Source organism: uncultured Marivirga sp. (assembly GCF_963974845.1).
In the GTDB taxonomy this organism is placed as follows: domain Bacteria; phylum Bacteroidota; class Bacteroidia; order Cytophagales; family Cyclobacteriaceae; genus Marivirga; species Marivirga harenae.
On sequence record NZ_CAXBEQ010000001.1, the window covers coordinates 823,860 to 843,113 of the forward strand.

Here is a 19,254-nt window from a genome sequence, read left to right on the forward strand (position 1 = left end):
ACGTGAAGCCTGAGAAATCAGGCTTTTTTATTTTAGAACGTCCTGAATACTTTCGTATTTTTCAAAGGCATGTTTTGCATATGGACACAAAGGCAATATTTTTATATTCAATTCTCTAGCCTGCTGAACCACTTTAATAAGAAGATTCTTCCCTATTCCTTGACCTTTCAGCCTTTCATCTACTTCAGTATGGTCAATAATCCATAAAGAATTAGGCGTTATAGAGATGGTCATCTGAGCAAGTGGAGAATCCAATTCTCCTAGATATGCTTTTCCCTTGTTACCTGAGTTCTGAAATTTTATTTCTTTATTCATAATGCACTTTGTTTGTATTAATTTAAAATAGTTAAATACTTTTAAACTCCAGTAAATTCCAAATTTTATTTTCTGAATGCAACTTTTAGTAATTTAAGATCATCTTATGTTTGCAGATTTAGAACATAAAGATCTTTAATGGCAGTTCGCTCCAAGAAATTATTTTTGATACTTAGCATTTTATTATCAAACTTCTTGATAATTCATTCGCAATCGATTGACGATATTAAAAATGATAAAGTAATTCTTAAAGCTGATGAGGAGGTTAAACACAAGAACGAAATCAAGGTTCAAGTAATTGATTCTGCACATTATTCAAAACCAGTTACTGAAGATTCTAAAGAAAAAGAGAAAGCAAGTAACTTAAAATTAAGATCTGCTACTGGACTTATATCTTTTTTTAATGAAGTTTTGTTTTACTGGTTTCAATGTCCTTAGTTAGTTTAAATTCAATAATTAACTCAAACATCCTTACAGTTTTCACAATTAGATTATAGCTTTGCCAATCTTAATAATCTGTGAATGAATAAAGGTGTCCTCTATATGCTTATTGCAGGCTTTCTTTTTGCAAGCATGAATGTTTTTGTAAAAATGTTGCCCAATATTCCTGCGGTAGAAATTGTATTTTTTCGTTCACTCATTTCATTTGTAATGAGTTTTGCGTATTTGAAAGTGATAAAAGTCCCTGTATTTGGGAACAATAAGAAACTATTGATAGCGCGTGGAGCAGTGGGAGCCATTGCATTAACTATGTACTTCTACACACTTCAAAATATACCATTAGGTAGTGCTGTCACAATGCAATTTCTTTCACCTATATTTACTTCCATTTTGGGTATTTTTATAGTCAAGGAGAAAGTGCATCCTAAGCAGTGGATTTTCTATTTAATGGCTTTTGCGGGTTTGATTATTATTCAAGGATTCGACCCGAGGGTCTCACTCCAGATGTTTATGATAGGAATTAGTTCCTCTATTTTTGCAGGATTAGCATATAATATTATCAGGAAAATAAAGATGACAGAGCATCCACTTGTTATCGTTTTTTATTTCCCTTTAGTCACAGCCCCTTTAACTGGAGTTTATTCTGCTTTCAACTGGACCATGCCTGTTGGCCATGAATGGCTGATTTTATTAGCAATAGGGGTATTGACTCAGTTTGCTCAATATTTTATGACGATGTCCTATCAAGCTGAAGATCTATCAAAAGTGGCCAGTTTAAAATATTTAACTATAGTTTATGCCTTAGGCTTTGGGTATGTATTCTTTGATGAAACATACAACGGGATTGTATTCTCTGGAATTGGACTGATTTTAGCGGGAGTGATCTTAAATGTGTGGTATAAAAACAGATTAGAGAAAAATCAAAGAGGAATATGATGAGTTTTCTCGAACGAATTACCCATATTATCGAAATGATGAGTTTTTCGTTGTACCTTTTGAAGGTTTTTCACAATTTATGAGTTGGAAAATAATGAGCTTCACGTAAGATTGTTATATCTTTAAAATTATTATTGCTGGTAGCGGTGTGTTTTGAGTGACTGCGAGTAAAGGAAATATATCTTTGGAAAAGGAAAATCTTCAAATAAGTAGTGAATTAGAGGCAGTAAAGAAAAAACTGGCTCAATATCAGTATGCCGCAGCTGGAGCAAATGAAGGCCTGTGGGATCATAATCTGATTTCAGGTGAGGTCTTTATATCACCTCCGTGGATTACTATGTTAGGCTACAAACCGAATGAAATCCAAGACTATTTTGAATTGTGGGAGAAATTAATGCATCCCGATGACAAACCCTTTGCAGTAACTGCATTTAATGAATTTATAAAAGGCGAAAGAAAAGAATACAATATACAATTTAGATTAAAGCACAAAAATGGGCATTACATTTGGGTACAATCTACAGCGCAGCTCACCCTTGATGAAAATGGCAAACCAATAAGGGTTTCTGGTTCACACCGTGATATTACAGACAAAAAGAGCAGTGAGGAACTAATCAAATCTAGTGAAGAAAAGTATAAAAATTTCTTCCAAAACTCTCTTATCGGGATTATGAGAGTGCAAAAATCTAATCAAAAGGTATTAGAAATTAATCATAAAGGACTGAATATTTTAGCATTGCCGGAGATTCCCCGCCATATGAAAATAACAGATCCATTCTTAGACGAAAATGAATCGGCTGATTTCCTAAGTGCCTTAGAAAGTAAAAACTCGATTGAGGAGTTTGAAGCAAAATTTGAACGTTGGGATGAATCTGAAACTTGGGTTTCAATTTCAGCAATTCAGATTGAAGCAAATGACTCTATGTTTTATGATATTATTTTTAGGGATATCAGCGAGTTTAAAGAAAACTTAAAGGAACTCCAAAGACTGAATTTTGAACTTGATAATTTTGTTTATCATGCTTCTCATGACATTCGTTCTCCTCTGCGCTCGCTCATGGGTTTGATTGAAATTCTTAAAACAGAAACCCGAACTTCTGAAATTAGGAAGGTCATTGAAATGATGACTGGCAGTATCAATAGATTAGATAAGTTTGTTGTCGATTTATTGGCGATGTCTAGGAATAATCGCTCAGATGAACCCGAGGCAGTACCTGTAAACTTTATGGTGGAGGTAAATAATAGTATAACCAATTTTCACCATGTTTATACCACCAAGAATCTTGAGACCAGAACAAAAGTTATCCAATCGTACCCATTTCATTCTGATTTAACTAAAATCCGTATTATCCTTAATAATTTGATATCAAATTCAATTAAGTACAGAAAAAATTTAGAGGACGAATTTTCTTATATTAATATTGATATTGAAACCTCGCCCAAGGAAGCTTCAATCATTATTGAAGATAACGGAGAAGGAATACCTACTGATAAAATGGATAAAATATTTGATATGTTTTATCGTGCTTCTGAAAATAGCGAGGGCAGCGGATTAGGTATGTATATTGTTAAAAATGTCATAAAAAAACTGAAAGCCGAAATTCAAGTTAAATCAGAAGAGGGTTCAGGGACTAAGTTTACAATTCATATTCCAAATAATTATAAAAGAGAAGTTTAAAAATATTTTATTCATGTCAGTTCATAAAAAAGCTATCAAAAAAATCACTACCCACCAGTTGCAGGAGATGAAGAATCGTGGTGAAAAAATTTCAATGTTAACTGCATATGATTTTTCAATGGCAAAGTTGGTTGATGCTTCTGGAGTTGACGTTATTTTGGTAGGTGACTCAGCTTCAAATGTCATGGCCGGACATGAAACCACTTTACCTATTACACTTGACCAAATGATTTACCATGCTTCTGCAGTGGTAAGGGCTGTAGAAAGAGCATTGGTTGTTGTAGATATTCCATTTGGTTCTTATCAGGGAAATTCTTCTGAAGCTTTAAGGTCTTCTATCAGAATTATGAAAGAATCGGGTGGTCATGCCGTAAAAATGGAAGGGGGAGCAGAAATACAAGAGTCGATTAAAAGAATTTTAAGTGCGGGTATTCCCGTAATGGGGCATCTCGGATTGACACCTCAGTCTATTTATAAGTTTGGTACCTATTCAGTTCGAGCAAAAGAGGAAGAAGAAGCTGAAAAACTAATTACAGATGCTAAAATATTGGAGGAATGTGGTTGTTTTAGTATTGTTTTGGAAAAGATTCCTGCAGAACTGGCAAAAAGAGTAGCGAAGGAAGTAAATATCCCAATAATAGGAATTGGAGCTGGCCCCTATGTTGACGGACAAGTATTGGTTTTACATGACCTCTTAGGAATTACTACTGAATTTAAACCACGGTTTTTAAGACATTATGCTCGCCTGGACACGATAATTACAGAAGCCATTGGCCAATATGTTGGTGACGTGAAGAATGTTGACTTTCCTAATGAGGAAGAGATGTACTAGTCTTTAATAGTTCTAATCATCTTTCAAGTAGAATATTTTGTACATGTCTGAAGTATTTATTGATCTCTAAATACCCTTTTCAAAGAGAAATATACGACTCCTATTGCAATTAATACCGTACCGCCTGCTATTACAAATTCCATAATTTTTTTGGTCTAAAACAGCTTGTTTATGATTTTGTTTGGCCTATGCCGATGGAATGCCTTAAAATAATTTTATCTACTATTACTTTTATTTAATTTCACATCCTAAAATTTGGAACAAGGCTTCTGAATGACCGTTACTTTAAAATGATTGTTAAACTTGTAAATCAAATACATTAACCATGTCTAATACTGCAAAGATTTTATATACCAAAACGGACGAAGCTCCAGCTTTGGCCACCTATTCATTTTTACCGATTGTCAAAGCTTTCACGGATTCTGCGGGAGTTGCTGTTGAAACTAGAGATATTTCCCTGGCAGGAAGAATCATTTCACAATTCCCTGAAAGATTAAAACCTGAACAACAGATTAATGATGACCTAGCTGAATTAGGTGAAATTGCTAAATCAGCTGAAGCAAATATTGTGAAATTACCCAATATCAGTGCTTCTGTCCCACAGTTAAAAGCTGCTATAAGAGAATTGCAAAGCCTAGGCTATGATTTACCTGATTATCCAGATGAGCCAAGTAGTGATGAAGAAAAGAAAGTGCAGGCTAAATATGATGTTGTTAAAGGTAGTGCCGTTAATCCTGTTCTTCGAGAAGGTAATTCTGATAGAAGAGCCCCAAAGGCAGTGAAAGAGTTTGCTAAAAAGCATCCGCACAGCATGGGTGAGTGGAGCAAAGACTCTAAGTCTCATGTAGCCAGCATGAGCGAAGGAGATTTCTACGGTAGTGAAAAATCTCTTACTCTTCGTGATGCAACTGAAGTTAAAATTGTATTAAAGACTAAATCGGGAGACATTAGGAATCTTAAGAGTGGCTTAAAACTTCAAGCAGGTGAAATAGTAGATGCGGCTGTAATGAGTGCTTCTTCACTAAGAGCATTTTTAAAGGCTCAGAAAGAGGAAGCAAAAAAAGCTGGAGTTTTGTATTCTATCCATATGAAAGCGACAATGATGAAAGTGTCAGACCCTATTATTTTTGGTCATGCAGTGAAATCATTTTTCGAGCCGGTTTTTAAAAAGCATCAATCGACTTTAGATGAACTTGGGGTAGATGCCAATAACGGATTTGCCTCTTTACTTTCACAGATTGAACAATTATCAGAAGATAAAAGAAAGGAAATTGAAGCAGATATTGAGGCTTGCTATAATGAAGGACCCGACTTAGCTATGGTTAATTCCGATAAAGGGATTACCAATCTTCATGTGCCAAGTGATGTAATTATTGATGCTTCCATGCCGGCAATGATTAGAACCTCTGGGCAGATGTGGAATAAAAATAATAAAACGCAAGATACCAAGGCCATTATTCCAGACAGAAGTTACGCTGGTGTTTATCAAGAGACCATTGATTTTTGTAAACGAAATGGTGCTTTAGATCCATCAACTATGGGAAGTGTTTCTAATGTTGGTTTGATGGCTCAAAAAGCTGAGGAATATGGTTCACACGACAAAACTTTTGAAATTTCGGAAGAGGGAATTGTTGAGGTGATTGATTCGAACGGGAATGTATTGTTGAGCCACGAAGTGTCAGAAGGAGATATTTGGAGAATGTGCCAAGTGAAAGATGCACCGATTAGAGATTGGGTAAAGCTGGGAGTGAACAGAGCAAAAGATACTGGGAATCCAGCAATTTTTTGGTTGGACAGTAATCGATCTCATGATACCGAACTGATCAAAAAGGTTAACGAATATTTAAAGGACCATGACACAGCAGGATTAGATATTAGAATTATGAATCCGGTTGAGGCTACACGTTTTTCATTTGAAAGAATTGTAGAAGGAAAAGATACCATTTCTGTTACAGGAAATGTCTTAAGGGATTATTTAACTGATCTTTTCCCAATTTTAGAAGTGGGTACTAGTGCGAAAATGTTATCGATAGTGCCATTGATGAATGGTGGCGGATTATTTGAAACGGGTGCGGGTGGATCTGCTCCTAAGCATGTTCAGCAATTCATGGAAGAAGGACATTTAAGATGGGATTCATTAGGTGAATTTTTAGCTTTGGCTGTTTCTTTAGATCATTTAGGTAAAACCTTTGGCAATGAGAAGGCAAAAATTTTAGGGGCTGCCTTAGATAATGCTACCTCTAAATTTTTGGATGAAAATAAATCACCATCAAGAAAAGTAAATGAGATTGACAATAGAGGAAGTCATTTTTACTTAGCCATGTATTGGGCTGAAGCACTAGCCAAACAAGATGAAGATGCTGATTTGAAAAAGATTTTCAGTAGAGTTGCTGAAACGATGAGTTTGAAAGAGGCACAAATCAATGAAGAGTTGATTAATGCTCAGGGTAAATCCGTTGATATGGGCGGATACTACAAGCCTGATGAAAGTGTATTAATTAAACAAATGAGGCCAAGTAATACTTTGAACGAAATATTGGATTCCATAGTGCAATAAACTAGCCTCTACCTAACTGATTTCGACTTAAGCTTCTTAGCAAGATAATACTTCTTGTTAAGAAGCTTTTTTTATGATTTTCCTCCTCTTTTACTTATTCTATAGGAACGTAAAATATATCGGTGAATCATAATTTTTATTCGATTAAATTACAATTCAAGAATTTATTTTTTATTTTTGGAGTTAAAGTAGTTTAAATATATGCCACTTACTCCCTTAAACGAATCCTTAGGAAGACAAAGAGCTTCCCATCTTCTACGGAGGACAATCTTTGGTGCTTCGCCAAATCTAGTGGAAGAATTTGCTCAATTGAATCCGCAGCAAGCAGTGGATAGGCTTTTTATTGATGAAATACCTTTTCCGGAACCCCCTATTGATCCTGCAACAGGTGGAGAGTGGATGTCAACCGGAACCACTAATGCTAATAGTGAAGGATTTGAATTAGAGCAATACTTTTTAAGTTGGCAACTTGGACAGTTTTTAGGTCCTAACACGACAGAAGATCAGAAGTTATCCTTCATTTTTAGAGAGCGTCTTGTCTATTTTTTACATACTCATTTCACGACTAAAAGGTCGGTGGTAGGGAATAGTCGAGCCTTGTATTATCAAAATTTGCTGTTTCGTCAGTTTGCATTTGATCAGTACCTTGTCCTTGACGAGACAGAAGAACAATTGAATTTTAAAGATCTTGTTAAGAAGATTTCTCTGGATAATGCCATGTTACAGTTCTTAGATGGCCGCTTAAATGTTAAAGGAAGTCCAAATGAGAATTTTGCTCGCGAGTTATTAGAGTTGTATTCTGTAGGAAGAGGGCTTGAAGGAATTGACAAAGGAGATAATGAAACAGGGGACTACGGCACCTTTACTGAGCAGGATGTCCAAGAAGGAGCAAGGATCTTGTCTGGATTCAATGTTGATACCGATTTTGCTTTTTTAGATGAACAAACAGGATTACCAACCGGGGTAGCAAAAGGAAACGGCTTAACTGCAAATCAGCATGATAATGATAGTAAACAACTAAGTTTCAGATTTAACAATGCTTCAATTTCTCCTGATCCTGAATTATTGTTGAACGGTCAAGCAACTTATGAAAGTGCTGTAGATGAAATTAAGCAATTAATTGATGCCATTTTTGAACAAGAGGAAACGGCCATTCATATTTGCAGAAAGTTATATAGATTCTTTGTCTATCATGAGATTTCTGAGGATATCCAAAATGGGATTATCAAAGATATGGCTACTGTTTTTACAGAACAGAACTTTAGTTTACAAGCAGTTTTGCAAGCATTATTTACAAGCCAAGAGTTTTATGAGGGAGCAGATGGCGTTTCAGATGATAATTTCGGTAGTATAATTAAGAGCCCTTTGGACCTGATTATTGGTCATGCAAGAAGTATTGATTTAGAATTGCCAGATTATGTATTGCAAGCGGAACAGTTTTATGAAATTACCAATGATTGGCTAAGAAAGATGGGGGATATGGGCTTAAATTTCTATGAGCCATTTGAGGTAGCTGGCTATTTAGCTTATCATCAGTTCCCGATATATCACAGAGGCTGGATCACCACATCCTATTTAACGCAGCGTTATGCTTATGTTCAAACGGTGAGCAATGCCAATATGGAGGGTATGGATGTGGAGTTTAAAACTCCCATTGAATATGTGGAGCAATACGTTGATAACAATACAGCATCCAACGCTAAAGAATTGGTGGTAGAAATTTCCAATCAATTCCTAGCATTAACCGATAATTTGGGATTTGGAAATCCAGACACTAGCCCCATTACGGAAGAAAGACTGAACTACTTCTTGGATGCTTTCTTGAAAACTTTTCAAATAGATGAAAATCCTGAGGAGGCTTGGACATTCAGATGGACACAAGGTGTCGATAGAGAAACTGTGGAAAGACAATTACAAGACCTTTTTAATGCTATTTTGCAATCACCTGAATATCAATTGATGTAGCTATGGATAGAAGAAAATTTTTAAAACGATTAGGTTTTGCTGCAGGTGGATCAATTGCCTTTCAAGGGGTTCCGATGCGCTTATTATCTTCTCATCAACCACTCAAAAATCTTTTACACAAAAGTGATAATGAAAAGGTTTTGGTCATATTGCAACTGCATGGAGGAAATGATAGCTTAAATAGCTTCATACCGATAGAGAATTATGATCTATATTATAACAGAAGAGCTAATATTGCCATTCCTTATAAGAGCGGGAATAGAACTTTAATTCCTTTAGATAGCACGCTAGATGCACCTGATCAAGTGGGAGTTCATCCTGACATGATTGATTACAAGAGCATGTACGATCGAGGGCAAGCGGCAGTATATCAAGGGGTTTCCTATCCGAAAAATAATGGGTCTCATTTCCGTGGCCGAGATATCTGGTTTATGGGAGGTGATTATGATGACTACTACTCTTCCGGCTGGATTGGGAGATATCTCAATCAAGTTTATGCGCCCTCAGATTATCCTGATGATTTCCCTAATGCTGGAATGCCAGACCCCTTGGCTTTGGAGATGGGGAATGATACCTCTCTTTTGTTTCATCAGGAAGGTAATATTCCAACCTCCATTTCATTAGGAAATAGTCCCGGTGCATTACTTAATCAAATAGAAAATCTTGAAGGATTTGCTGATGAAGGAATAGATCCAAGAGGGCTTCCACCTGAACACCTTAATGGTTCCCCTTATAAAAAGGAAATGGACTGGATATTAGGCTTGGAAGATAAGTCTGAAACCTACATCAAAAGACTACAAGATATTTATCAATCCTCCAGCGAAAGTTCAATTGAATACCCTGAAATTTATCCCTTCAATGCGCCTTCGGGCAGTTTAAGAAATCCGTTAAGTGGGCAATTGAAATTGGTTTCAAGACTCTTAGGAGGAGGAATTAAGACCAAGGTTTTTCTGGTGAAGATGGGAGGTTTTGATAATCATGCTGGACAAGTGGAGAGCACCAATACTACCATGGGCGTGCATGCTACCAAAATGTACCATATTTCGGCAGCAATGAAAGCCTTCCATGCAGACATGAAAGCAAGAGGACTACAGGATAAGGTGTTGACTATCAGTATGAGCGAATTTGGTAGAAGAATCCCATCCAACGGAAGCTACGGTACTGATCATGGAAAGGGAGGAGCTGTAATGGTCTTTGGTGACCGGGTTAATCCTGGTGTTTTTGGTACAAATCCAGATTTGAATAAAAGTAATGTAGATTTGCAATTTGACTATCGCCAACTATATGCCAGCATTTTGCACGAATGGCTTGGTGTTGATAAAGCAAGTATTAATAATGATATTTTCTTTAGAGACTTTTTCAATGCTACTGATGAAAATGGGAATCCACTACCAGATGTGCAAATGATTTCCAATAGTATTACCGGGACAAATTCCTGGCTTGGGAAGCATTTTAATGTAGATAATCCATTTCCTAATCCTGCTGGCGATGCCACTATTCTAAAAATCCAAAGTAATGAAGCAGGGAAAGTAAGAATAGAAATCGTTACTGTTAATGGCCAATCAATAGGTGTTCAGCATAACTCGCTCCAGCAAGGTACCAATGATATTAAACTTGATCTTTCTGGTTTGAAAGCAGGAATCTATAACATTAGAGTCAATGCGAAAAACATTAATGATACCAAAAAACTAATCAAAAAATGATGCTATGCCAAGACTAAGATTGTTAACAGTGTTGCTGTCTTTTATGTTGTTGTTTTCCGTTTGTGAAGGGATAGCTCAAAAGCGAAAAAAACCAAGTACACCGGCTTCGCAGGCAAAGGAGTTTTTAAATACCCAATGGTGGTTAGGGATTAGAGGAGGTACAAATTTTACACAGACCGCTTTATTAGAGAGCTTTTCTGGATTAAATCCTATTAATTATAGTGCTGATAATTTGGATAAAGAGTATGAGAACTTCGTCAATCCGGCTTTTCACATTGGACTTGATGTTACCTTTTATCATAAGGGTTTTTCCATTATGAGTTTCCCGACATTTTTCAGGAATAATATAAATTATAGTAGCCAGTTAAGTTGGTCTGGTGAATCGGAACGGGATCAGTATGAAACTAGCTATGATGTCCAGCAAAGCATCACTTTTCTAGAATTGCCATTGGCTGTGAAATATGATATTATTGGAGACAGAGTCAGGCCTTTTGTGATGGCAGGTGCATTTTATTCCATAGCTTTTGATGCAAACAAAGAGGTTCAAATTTTTGAAACAGATTATGCTTCAGGAGAGCCTGTGGAATTTGAAAGAGCAAACATCAAACTTAATAATAAAGAGGAGATTAATAATAATTGGGGAGTCTTGGGTGGAATAGGAGTGAGCTTTGATTTTTGGAATATTCGATCAATTATTGATATTCAGTACAGGCATAGTTTTCAGTCTATAGTAAATAAAGAAACTAGATTTGATGAAAACACATTTTCTTCCTTTGGTGAAGTCCAAGATGATTATAGTCTACAAAATTACAGTGCCTCATTAAGTTTTGTATTCCCACTACGATATATTGACAGCCAGTTTAAAGCACTATGAAAAACAGACTATTATTTTTTTTGTTAATCTTTTCCATTCTCACGTTATCTTGTGAAAATGAAGAATTGGCTCCTGAGCAATTATCGTTCTTGAAAATATATGATGACGCAGATTATAATGCATCATATCAACCGGTAGGCTTGCAGTACAGTGAAAATAAATATTTTATTCTATCTGAAAGGAGCATAACATCAAGTGACTTTTCGGGAATCAATTTGGTGGTAACAGATTCATTAGGGGATTTTACGACTGAGTATCAACTAGATGAAAATTTCGTAGCACCGACCAAATCTTTACTTAAAGTCGGAAGTTTACTTTATTTCTTTTGCATGGACCGAAATTCGTTACGCCCATATTTAGGAACTGTCTCTACAGATGGGACTGTAACCACAACCGCCTTAAATACAACAGCTTCATATCCCTTGGCGGCAAATGTAACGGCCGGAAATAATTTACTATTGTTATCATACGACCCTAACGGCTTAAATTCTATTTTGACTGAAATAAGCAGGGAAGGGGAGGTATTGCAGCAAGTAGGTTATTCCATTGGGCCTGGAAGTGATGTGCAAGATGCTATCGTCAATCATTTTACAAAAAGGAGTGCTAGGATCCCTTTCTTTTGTGGACAATCAGCAGGTAACCGTTATTATTTCAATGGATTTTATAATTACACCTTGTCTATGGTGTTTACTAATTTCGGAGATAATCCAACAGGGGTTTTACAAGGCCAAGGGACCGATGCAGGAATGAAAGCTGCCTATTCTACTGCTTCAGCTGATTTCGCTATTGTTGGCTATCAGTTTTCTGATCATTTTATGAGTGCAAAAACGGCATTACCTCTAAACAATATAAGTTCTTCTGTAAATTTATTTGATAGAAATATCCCCGAAATAGCTGAGAAAGCGGTTTGTCGGATTATTCCATTTAATGGCATCAATCGTGAATTAGTGATCATAGCGAGTGAAACTGAGGGAAGACAAGTAGTATTGTATTTTTATGATGTCAATTCAGGCCAGCTGGAGGCTACGTATTATTTAGGGACACTGAATCCGTTTACCTTATCTAGCATTACTTCTTTAGAAGATGGGGGGATAGCTATTGCTGGTACCACATTTCTGGCTGGAAGATTTGAACGAATCTATTTGCAGAAGATTAGCAAAGACCAATTAGGTGAGATTTTGTAGTGCCTTTTATATAAATTATACCAAATTAGCAGGCTGACTATAGACCATTAACTATTGCAATTTTTTACCAAGAAGTCTAAGCGATCAAACAAAACCAAAGAGTTTGGAAAATTAAAGAAAGAGGTATTCCTATTCAGTTGGATTTCAGAATATTTTCAAAAGCTTCAGATCTCCGAATCAGCACACGTTATAACAGATCAAGTCTGTAGTGACCTCGACTTTGAAGAGTTGTTTATGTTTCTTGACAGAACTAATTCTAGTATAGGTCAACAATACCTATATTTTAGCATGAGGACGGTAGATGAAAAGCTAAAGATTACTGCTGAAGATGAAAAAATAATCAAAAGAATTAATAGTGATGAAAAGCTTAGAGAAATGTTAGAAAAACAGCTATCTAAGCTCAGTAGTACCGAGTCATTTTACATTGCTAAATTATTTCAAGATAAGTTCATAAGCGCCCCGTCATGGTACAGGTTTTTGCCTTTTTTATCAATTTTTTCGCTAGTATCTATTCTAAGTTTGCCGTTTAGCACCGTGATGGTTTATGTGGTTCCCGTATTAGTCATAATTAATATGGGTATTCATTATAAAAATAAAAATAACCTTGATCATTATATTTCCTCTTTGCCGGAATTAGTGAAAATGCATGCAGTTGCAAAATTCATAAGTGAATTTGACCCACGAATTTTTAATGCTTCTGAAATTAGAAACTCATTAAGATCGATAGAGAAAATCAAAAAGCATTTCTATTTATTTCAAATGGAGAACAGATTGCAAGGCGACATCAGTAATTTATCTTGGGGGCTTGTGGAAATTATTAAAATACTTTTGATTCTAGAGCCAATAATGTTTTTTAAAGCATTACGGAGAATCAATGATAATCAAAATGAAATTGCAAGTTTGTATCATGCATTGGGTAGAATTGATATGCTTTATTCCATAAGCTCCTTGAGAAAGGGCCTTGATGTATTTTGCATTCCAGATTTATTAAAAGATGAAGAAGGATTGACCGCGAAAAGTATTTATCATCCCCTTATTGAGGATTGTGTAGAGAATGAAATCAGAACCTTAGATAAATCAGTTTTATTAACTGGTTCCAATATGTCAGGTAAGACAACTTTTATTAGAACTATCGGAGTTAATATAATTACAGCAAATTCTCTAAATACCTGTTTTGCTGATTCTATTCAGTTGCCAAAAATGAGGTTAATGTCCGCTATCAGAATAAGTGATGACCTTATGGACGAAAAAAGTTACTATTTTGAGGAGGTTTCTAGACTAAAGGAAATCATTGATAGTTCTGAGCAGGAGTATAAATACATTTTCCTACTTGATGAAATCTTTAAAGGCACCAACACTATTGAGAGAGTATCAGCAGGGAAAGCGGTATTATCTTATTTAGCAGCTAATAGTAATTTGATATTTGTATCTACACACGATATAGAACTGACAGATTTTTTAAGAGAAGAATATAATTTGTATCATTTCAGTGAAGTCATAACTAATGACAGAGTGGATTTTGATTATAAGCTTAAAGAAGGAAAGCTAAAGACACGTAATGCAATCAGAATATTAGAGATAAATCAGTATCCCAAAGTCGTAATTAAGGAAGCGGAATCGATAGCAGAAAAGTTTGATGTTAAAAAGCCTCACCGATAAACAAATAAAAACCCGGGCCTTCTTGTGTAAAGGCAACATCAAATCTTGTGTAAATATCTTTTTTGGGAAATAGCAGAAATCTCACCCCAGCTCCTCCTGAAACCGCAATGTTATTGAGGTCAAAGTTATTGAGGTCGGGAAAGACTTTTCCAGCACCAGCAAAAACCGCTGCCCCAATTCTATCTGTAAAACCAAAAGGAATGGGCAGAAATCTATATTCCATTTGCGCAGCAATTTGGTTTCGATCTCTATATCTTCCATAATAATAGCCTCTCATGATACTTTCACCGCCCATTAATGCCAATTGATTAAAAGGTACATTTCCAGAATTAAACTGACCTAAAATCTGTGTGGCTAAAACATTGTTGTTCCCTATGGGTCTGTAAATCCTTGTGTCTGATATTATGGAGGTGAAATCGTAGCTGCTTCCCCATACTTCATTATAATGAAGCAAAGCCAGCTCTGAGAAAAAGCCTTTTCTAACATTTAGAACATTATGTCGATTGTCATGCACTAAGCCAATTCCAAAACCTAAATTAGTGGACCCCTCACTCCCTAGAGGTAATTCTTGAATTCCATTATTACCTTCTGCAGGAATAAATTCAACAGCACTCAAACGCTGAAAGTCCATTTCTAACCCTATAAATAAATTCTTTTTAACTTTTCTTAATACTCTTTCTTTTATAAATATTTGATTTGCATCAACTCTGGCTATGTAATCTTCTGGCGAATTACTACCTATGCCATGGTAGAAAAGCGGAAAACTTTGGAATCTTAACCTGCCTAAAAAAAACCATTTATCCGCATCTGAATAGATGGCATGGTCAAACCACAATCCGTATTGATTCTCTAAAGTGAAAAATGTAAAGCCATTAATTTCACTTAGTCGGTTTGCTGTATCTTGTTTTGCGTAAAATACCAATAAGGAACTTAAACCAATTTCCCAGCTTGTTTCAGGTGCATAGGCTAGAGTCGGATAAATGAGAAACTGAGGCTTCGAAATGTCGCTAGTATCATTAATAATACTGTTGATGTACTTACTTACAAAATTTTGAGAGTAAATCTTATGATCATTTAATAAAATAAGAACAATAATCGCTAGACTGAGAAAAATTGATTTGGTTTGCTTCACTAACTTAAATTTATTACAATTTGTAAAAGAACGATTTTAGATCGATTAGTTGTTTAATTCCAGCAATTATTTTTTGCAATTGAAACAAAAAAATAGCCTTTGAGATTCTCAAAGGCTATGTGAAAAAGATCAATATTTAAATTTTATTTTGATTTCATATGTACATCTCGTTGTGGGAATGGAACTTCAATTCCTTCTTTTACAAAAGCATTATTGATGGATTCCATATTGTCCCAATACACTGGCCATAGATTATCAGTGTCCGTCCACAGCCTAACACTTAAATCAAGAGAACTATCTCCAAAATTGGTAAATTTTACGACAGGAGCTGGATCAGCATGAATTCTCTCATCTTTATTAACAACATCTAAGATCAATTCTCGAACTTTCTGTAGATCTGAGCCATAGGCAACTCCAACTTTAAGCTCTGCTCTTCTCGTTTCCTTTGCCGTTGTATTTGTAACGCTTGAGTTTGCTAACCCACCATTAGGCATGACGATTAATTGATTATCGAAAGTTCTAATATGGGTGTGCAGGATATCAATCTTTTCCACCACGCCAAAATATCCTTGAGCTTCAATTATATCATCTACTTTAAAAGGTTTAGTAACCAAAATCAAGATACCACCAGCAAAATTGGATAAACTTCCTTGCAATGCTAATCCAATTGCCAGACCAGCAGCACCTAACACTCCTAGTAAAGCAGCAATTTTGATATCAATGCTTTGGGCTATTACTAAGACCAGTGCAATATAGAATACAAAACGAAAAAATGAACCTAAGAAGGAAGCCAAGGATACGTCCAATTCAGATTTTTTGAAGGCTTTTTTTATCCCTTTCATAAGGTAACTAATAGTAATTCTACCTACAATAAATATGAGAATTACCTTTATTAAAGCTATTCCAATTTCAATAGCGTAGGTATAAATTTTATCTAATAATTCCGGGTCTAATTGTTCAAACATAATCGTATGGTTTGGTAAGTTTTAGTTCAGGATTAATTTTAATGTAATAACATAGGTTATTTTATCGTATTATATCACTTATAGTTTCATTTCTTTGATATAGGCTTCTACTCCAGATTCCAAATCTGTAAACTCATGCAGATATCCTATAGATTTTAATTTCTCCATTTTTGCTTCAGTGAAGTACTGATATTTATCTCGTATATCTTCTGGAGTATCAATAAAACTGATATCTTCTTTTTTGTTCATAGATTTAAAAACTGCTTTCACCAAGTCCAAGAAAGTACGAGCTTTTCCGCTTCCCAGATTGTAAACACCTGAATTTTTACGGTGATGCATTAACCAAATCATTACATTGACAACGTCATCTACAAATACAAAATCTCTCATCTGTTCTCCGTCTTTGTAATCTGGATTATGAGATCGGAATAATTTCATCTTGCCCGTTTCAGAGATTTGTTTGTAAGCATGCAGAATTACGCTTGCCATTCTTCCTTTATGATACTCTCTCGGACCATATACGTTAAAGAATTTTAATCCGGCCCAAAAGAAGGGCTTCTTTTCCTGTTGAAGAGCCCATTTGTCAAATTCATTTTTTGAAACACCATACGGGTTAAGCGGCTTCAAATCTGGTATTTTACTTTCATCATCTTCATAACCTAATTCACCTAAACCGTATGTCGCTGCAGAGCTGGCATATACAAGGGGAATTTGCATTTCAATACATTTCTGCCAAATCCTTTTAGTATAATCTGTATTAAGTTCAGTTAAAAGTTCAGTATCAAATTCTGATGTATCTGTTCTGGCTCCCAAATGGAATATAAATTCTACTTCTTTCTCATTTTGCCCTTCTAACCATTCAAAGAAAACGTCTCGTTCAATTTTTTCTTGAATAATTAAGTCTTCCAAATTTTTATTTTTGTCAGGACGATCAAACTTATCAACAGCAATAATATGTTTAAAACCATCTGCATTGAGTTTTTTGATGAGATTTGAAGCAATAAATCCAGCGGCCCCTGTAACTATTATCATAAGATGTATGTTTTTGAATTAAGCTCTTTAAGCAAAACTATTTATTATAAATGAATAAACGTATATTTGCACCCTAAAAATTAAGATTGACATGGTTTACGTTAATCGTAAAGAACACTTTAACGCAGCGCACAAGCTTTTTAATCCTAACTGGAGCAGGGAAAAGAACGAAGAAGTTTTTGGTCCTTGTGCCAATGAAAACTGGCATGGTCATAATTTCGAGTTAATCGTGACAGTAAAGGGCGATCCAGATCCTGATACAGGATTTGTAGTTGATTTAAAAAAATTGAGCAACCTCATCAAGAAAGAAGTGATTGATAAGGTTGATCATAAAAATTTGAATCTTGATGTCCCATTTTTAGTAGGGAAAATGGCGAGTTGTGAAATAATTATTGCAGAGTTTTGGAATATTTTGGAACCAAAGGTTAAAGAGCTCCAAGTAGGTTCTAGTCTGCACAAATTAACATTATATGAAACTCCAAGAAATTTTGTAGAGTATTATGGGTAGATGTTAGAAGTGGTCGCGATTGTTGAAAAAATTTTGTAATTATCTTCTAATCATATCTTAAAATCAAAAGGGTATTTATAAATTGCACTAATGGAAAATTTTGTTGTATCAGCAAGGAAATATAGACCAAAAGGTTTTGATGAAGTAGTAGGGCAGAAGCATATCACTACCACCTTAAAGAATGCAATTGATAATGATCATTTGGCGCAGTCATTACTATTTTGTGGACCACGGGGGGTTGGGAAAACTACTTGTGCTAGAATTTTAGCAAGACTGATCAACGATTTTGAAGTGGATAATATGGAAGGGTCATCTTCCCTAAATATCTATGAATTAGATGCTGCCTCGAATAATTCTGTAGATGATGTTCGGAATCTGATTGATAAAGTTAGAGTTCCTCCTCAGCATGGGAAATATAAAGTTTATATAATTGATGAGGTTCACATGCTTTCCAATGCGGCTTTCAATGCCTTTTTGAAAACATTGGAGGAACCGCCTTCCTATGCGATATTTATTTTAGCCACAACGGAAAAGCATAAAGTAATTCCAACTATTCTTTCAAGATGTCAGATTTATGATTTCAATAGGATCAAAGTTTCTGATATTTCAGAACATCTCAAAGAGATAGCTGAGAGGGAGGGTATTGAGGCTGAAGAAGCTGCATTGCATTTAATTGCACAAAAAGCAGATGGGGCGCTGCGTGATGCACTTTCCATATTTGATTTAATTGTTACATTCTCTCCTAATAATAAGATCACCTATCAGGCAACAATTGATAATCTTCATATTCTGGATTATGATTATTACTTTAAAGTGACAGATGCTTTACATCAGGAAAAAATTCCTGAGGCACTTTTATTGTTTGATGAGATCTTAAAAAACGGATTTGATGGTCATAATTTTGTAAATGGTCTGGCTGCTCATTTCAGAGATTTGCTAGTATGTAAAGATACATCTACCTTGCAGCTGTTGGAAGTTTCTGAACAAGTAAAAGCTCAATACCAACAACAAGCTAAGGACGTTTCTCCTTCATTTATACTTTCTGGATTACAGATACTTAATCAAACAGATCAATCCTATAAGGCAAGCAAGAATCAGAGACTGGCCGTTGAATTGGCTTTAATGAAGTTAGCAAAAATCAACAGTGCAGTAGATTTAGCAAAGCAACATGACGCAGTTTTAAAAAAAAAAGTGAGTTAAGTCAGTCTGAAGATGAGGAAACTGATCGAAATAAAGCAAGTCAGAAGTCGCTAGCTGATCAAATTGCTGCAAAAGCTACTGAAGCTAAGCCTTTAAAGTCTTCACCATCTATACCAAAGCCTGGTGATAGAATTAAAACGCTAGAAAAGGAAACTATCTCTAAAAAGGAATTCGAAAATGAGCCTGAAGAGGAGGTTGTAGATTTAGCAAATCATAGTGAAGGAAAGGCTGATTTTAATGAATCTTCCCTTAAGGCTGCAATCTTAGAGTTTA

The 19,254-nt window shown here is 35.4% G+C and carries 16 protein-coding genes; 12 read left to right on the forward strand and 4 right to left on the reverse strand.

The features are described 5' to 3' along the window. Positions 1–27 precede the first annotated feature (27 nt). Positions 28–315 (reverse strand): GNAT family N-acetyltransferase, encoded by a 288-nt coding sequence (locus AAC601_RS03710; protein ID WP_303268272.1) that lies wholly within the window; start codon positions 313–315, stop codon positions 28–30. Positions 316–453: 138 nt separating this feature from the next. Between AAC601_RS03710 and AAC601_RS03715 the strand changes: the two genes are divergently transcribed. From AAC601_RS03715 to AAC601_RS03760, 10 genes are all read left to right on the forward strand, one after another. Continuing rightward, positions 454–753 (forward strand): hypothetical protein, encoded by a 300-nt coding sequence (locus AAC601_RS03715; protein WP_340152500.1) that lies wholly within the window; start codon positions 454–456, stop codon positions 751–753. A gap of 84 nt (positions 754–837) precedes the next feature. Continuing rightward, a complete protein-coding gene (locus tag AAC601_RS03720) occupies positions 838–1,692 on the forward strand; it encodes a DMT family transporter (protein WP_340152501.1) in 855 nt (284 codons plus the stop codon). A 184-nt stretch (positions 1,693–1,876) separates the two neighbouring features. Beyond that, the gene (locus AAC601_RS03725; protein ID WP_340152502.1) at positions 1,877–3,370 is read left to right on the forward strand and encodes an ATP-binding protein; all 1,494 of its coding nucleotides are present in this window, start codon (positions 1,877–1,879) and stop codon (positions 3,368–3,370) included. 13 nt (positions 3,371–3,383) lie between these two features. Continuing rightward, the gene (panB, locus tag AAC601_RS03730) at positions 3,384–4,202 is read left to right on the forward strand and encodes a 3-methyl-2-oxobutanoate hydroxymethyltransferase (RefSeq protein WP_303268276.1); all 819 of its coding nucleotides are present in this window, start codon (positions 3,384–3,386) and stop codon (positions 4,200–4,202) included. A gap of 325 nt (positions 4,203–4,527) precedes the next feature. Next, on the forward strand, positions 4,528–6,759 hold the full coding sequence (locus tag AAC601_RS03735) for an NADP-dependent isocitrate dehydrogenase (protein ID WP_303268277.1): 2,232 nt from the start codon (positions 4,528–4,530) through the stop codon (positions 6,757–6,759). A 201-nt stretch (positions 6,760–6,960) separates the two neighbouring features. Then, the gene (locus AAC601_RS03740; RefSeq protein ID WP_303268278.1) at positions 6,961–8,724 is read left to right on the forward strand and encodes a DUF1800 domain-containing protein; all 1,764 of its coding nucleotides are present in this window, start codon (positions 6,961–6,963) and stop codon (positions 8,722–8,724) included. A gap of 2 nt (positions 8,725–8,726) precedes the next feature. Then, complete coding sequence (locus tag AAC601_RS03745; protein WP_340152503.1) at positions 8,727–10,427, forward strand: DUF1501 domain-containing protein; 1,701 nt, start codon at positions 8,727–8,729, stop codon at positions 10,425–10,427. Between the two features lie 4 nt (positions 10,428–10,431). Continuing rightward, entirely contained in the window at positions 10,432–11,301 is an 870-nt protein-coding gene (locus AAC601_RS03750; RefSeq protein ID WP_340152504.1) for a hypothetical protein, read from the forward strand. Beyond that, positions 11,298–12,485, forward strand: coding sequence for a hypothetical protein (locus tag AAC601_RS03755; protein ID WP_303268281.1), 1,188 nt, complete (start codon positions 11,298–11,300; stop codon positions 12,483–12,485). Before AAC601_RS03750 ends, AAC601_RS03755 begins: the two co-directional genes overlap by 4 nt. A gap of 54 nt (positions 12,486–12,539) precedes the next feature. Then, a complete protein-coding gene (locus tag AAC601_RS03760) occupies positions 12,540–14,144 on the forward strand; it encodes a DNA mismatch repair protein MutS (protein ID WP_340152505.1) in 1,605 nt (534 codons plus the stop codon). Here the strand turns inward: AAC601_RS03760 and AAC601_RS03765 are convergent. The 3 genes from AAC601_RS03765 to rfaD form a co-directional block, all read right to left on the reverse strand. Next, positions 14,125–15,276, reverse strand: coding sequence for a BamA/TamA family outer membrane protein (locus AAC601_RS03765; RefSeq protein WP_340152506.1), 1,152 nt, complete (start codon positions 15,274–15,276; stop codon positions 14,125–14,127). The genes AAC601_RS03760 and AAC601_RS03765 overlap by 20 nt on opposite strands. 143 nt (positions 15,277–15,419) lie before the next feature. Then, a complete protein-coding gene (locus AAC601_RS03770) occupies positions 15,420–16,241 on the reverse strand; it encodes a mechanosensitive ion channel domain-containing protein (RefSeq protein WP_303268283.1) in 822 nt (273 codons plus the stop codon). A 78-nt stretch (positions 16,242–16,319) separates the two neighbouring features. Continuing rightward, positions 16,320–17,273 (reverse strand): ADP-glyceromanno-heptose 6-epimerase, encoded by a 954-nt coding sequence (gene rfaD / locus AAC601_RS03775; RefSeq protein ID WP_340152507.1) that lies wholly within the window; start codon positions 17,271–17,273, stop codon positions 16,320–16,322. 91 nt (positions 17,274–17,364) lie between these two features. Here rfaD and AAC601_RS03780 point away from each other — a divergent pair, with 91 nt between their 5' ends. Then, on the forward strand, positions 17,365–17,781 hold the full coding sequence (locus tag AAC601_RS03780) for a 6-carboxytetrahydropterin synthase (protein ID WP_340152508.1): 417 nt from the start codon (positions 17,365–17,367) through the stop codon (positions 17,779–17,781). Between the two features lie 90 nt (positions 17,782–17,871). Then, the gene (dnaX, locus tag AAC601_RS03785) at positions 17,872–18,981 is read left to right on the forward strand and encodes a DNA polymerase III subunit gamma/tau (RefSeq protein WP_303268286.1); all 1,110 of its coding nucleotides are present in this window, start codon (positions 17,872–17,874) and stop codon (positions 18,979–18,981) included. Positions 18,982–19,254: the final 273 nt, after the last annotated feature.

Coding starts and splice junctions, on each gene's coding strand:
- AAC601_RS03710 (WP_303268272.1), bottom strand. CDS start 315: ATGAATAAAGAAATAAAATTTCAGAACTCAGGTAACAAGGGAAAAGCA.
- AAC601_RS03715 (WP_340152500.1), top strand. CDS start 454: ATGGCAGTTCGCTCCAAGAAATTATTTTTGATACTTAGCATTTTATTA.
- AAC601_RS03720 (WP_340152501.1), top strand. CDS start 838: ATGAATAAAGGTGTCCTCTATATGCTTATTGCAGGCTTTCTTTTTGCA.
- panB (WP_303268276.1), top strand. CDS start 3,384: ATGTCAGTTCATAAAAAAGCTATCAAAAAAATCACTACCCACCAGTTG.
- AAC601_RS03735 (WP_303268277.1), top strand. CDS start 4,528: ATGTCTAATACTGCAAAGATTTTATATACCAAAACGGACGAAGCTCCA.
- AAC601_RS03740 (WP_303268278.1), top strand. CDS start 6,961: ATGCCACTTACTCCCTTAAACGAATCCTTAGGAAGACAAAGAGCTTCC.
- AAC601_RS03745 (WP_340152503.1), top strand. CDS start 8,727: ATGGATAGAAGAAAATTTTTAAAACGATTAGGTTTTGCTGCAGGTGGA.
- AAC601_RS03750 (WP_340152504.1), top strand. CDS start 10,432: ATGCCAAGACTAAGATTGTTAACAGTGTTGCTGTCTTTTATGTTGTTG.
- AAC601_RS03755 (WP_303268281.1), top strand. CDS start 11,298: ATGAAAAACAGACTATTATTTTTTTTGTTAATCTTTTCCATTCTCACG.
- AAC601_RS03770 (WP_303268283.1), bottom strand. CDS start 16,241: ATGTTTGAACAATTAGACCCGGAATTATTAGATAAAATTTATACCTAC.
- rfaD (WP_340152507.1), bottom strand. CDS start 17,273: ATGATAATAGTTACAGGGGCCGCTGGATTTATTGCTTCAAATCTCATC.
- AAC601_RS03780 (WP_340152508.1), top strand. CDS start 17,365: ATGGTTTACGTTAATCGTAAAGAACACTTTAACGCAGCGCACAAGCTT.
- dnaX (WP_303268286.1), top strand. CDS start 17,872: ATGGAAAATTTTGTTGTATCAGCAAGGAAATATAGACCAAAAGGTTTT.